Raw genomic sequence first — 1,961 nt, forward strand, 5'->3', positions numbered from 1 at the left:
GGATGGGGGCGAAATCACAACCGATTTCGCCCCCATTTGGGCATAAAGCAGGGCTGCCGCCCAGCAAAAAATATTTGCTAGTGCGACAGCCCCTTTTTAGTTAACTATTTAGAAAAGACTTCTAAATATTAGATTCCATCATCGATAAGATCATCGTTCGGAGTGGTCGGAACGGTCTTACCATTGTTAACAACATACTTGGTGTTATCCCAGTTCTTCTTCAGAGCAGTAAGGTTAGCGTTCGGATAATCCTTGGAGTCATTAAGAGTATTGTTGTTGGTGTACATCTTAATAACCTTCTCATCTACATAGAAGTACCAGTCGTTGCCATCCTTAGCAGCAGTCTTATTCTTAACAATTGCACCGCTGGTGTTTACCAGGTAGTAATTGCTGGTCAGTTTACCAGAAGCTAACTCACCAAGAGTACCAACGTAGTTAACGCTGTCACCATCTTTGTTCTGACCGATAGAAGCACTGTAATCACTTCTCAGAGTAGCAGTATCAATCTTGTGTACGTTTACACCAGTGCTTCCGGTATCACCATCAGCATAAACAACAATGTACTTGTCATCGCTGCCAGCTTTGATCTTCTGACCAAATTTGTAGATGTACTTACCATCATCGATACCATTTACGCCACGGCCTTTGCCCTCAGCACCGCCAGTCTTGCTGAACTGGAACTGATAGGAATCACCATCCAGGTTAATGGTTACGTTACCGGTCTTCAGAGCACCATCGCCGTCCTCGTTGTTACCGAAGTAATACAGGGTATCGAAGGAAGACTTACCAAAGTCTTTGAAGTCGCCCTCACCCTTCAGAGCATCATCCAGAGAATCGGAATCCATGTCTCTATCCCACAGTTTAACGATGTTGCCATCTTTATCTACAGTCAGAGCGCACAGACCAGTCAGCATAGAACCAGCCTTGTTTCCTTCCGGAGCGAAGCCATAGTATTTACCTTTGATCTTCTTGATCTGGCCTACATACAGCTCACCATCGCTGTCAGCATAGTACCATCTCTCGTTCTCATCTTCAGCATCGCCCTTAGCGAAGGTGGATCCAGTACCGTAATCTTTGAAAGTATTGTCATCACCATCAGCATCCGGAGCAACTACCTTGAACCAACCCTTGGTGGAACGAGCGCCGTCCTCTGGGCTGTTGAAGTAACGCCAGTTAGAGATTGTAGTAAGATCATTAGTGCTTGCAGCGGTCCACTCGTAGGTCATAACACCACGCTCATCGAAACCGTAGTACTTACCATTGATCTTCTTCTCAAGGATGTCTTTGTCAGATTTGGTATTTACACGTTTCTCACCGTTGGACTTGAAGTTGAACCAGTAGTCCATATCATCATCTTCGTCCTCATCGTAAACGGAGATTTTCTGCCAACCAGTCTTCAGGGCACCATCTTCCCAGGAACCCATGTAGTAGGTTGCTTCTTCCCAGTCGCTATCGCCCATAGCCAGGGTAGAATCATCTTTGTTTACCCAGCCATACAGCATCTTACCATCCTCATCGAAAGCATATTTCTTGCCATCGATGGTTTTGAACTTGGTAGTATTAGAAGAAGTGCCAGCCTTGTAAGCTTTACCGTTAGACTGCATGTAGTAGTAACGGTACTCAGCCGGATCATCATCCTCATCCTGATCCTCGTTAACAACCTTAACCCAGGTGTTGGTAACCATAACACCGTTGCCATCTACGTAGTAGGTGTTGTTGTCATCATCAATCAGTTTATCGGTAGCCATTGCGCCACCCTCTTCGGAATCAAGCCAGAACCAGTTGTCTCCAGATTTCTTCCACTCGTCCTCTACTCTATTGCCATCTTTGTCATAGTAGTACCAGGTACCATCTTCCTCAACCCAACCCTGAGCTGCGAAAGAGGTCATAGCACCACCGATAGCTAACAGAGCTGCTGCAGATGCAACTGCAACTACTTTAGTCTGCTTTCTCATAATGAA

1 protein-coding gene is annotated in these 1,961 nt (G+C 45.6%); it reads right to left on the reverse strand.

Annotated features, from left to right (window positions below; genetic code table 11):
- Positions 1-128: 128 nt before the first annotated feature.
- Positions 129-1,961, reverse strand: a 1,833-nt coding sequence (locus WMO41_RS15770; RefSeq protein WP_349230587.1) for a hypothetical protein, incomplete at its 5' end; no start/stop codon positions are given.

Origin of the sequence: Ventrimonas faecis, from assembly GCF_040096075.1 — a bacterium.
In the GTDB taxonomy this organism is placed as follows: Bacteria; Bacillota; Clostridia; order Lachnospirales; family Lachnospiraceae; genus Brotaphodocola; species Brotaphodocola faecis.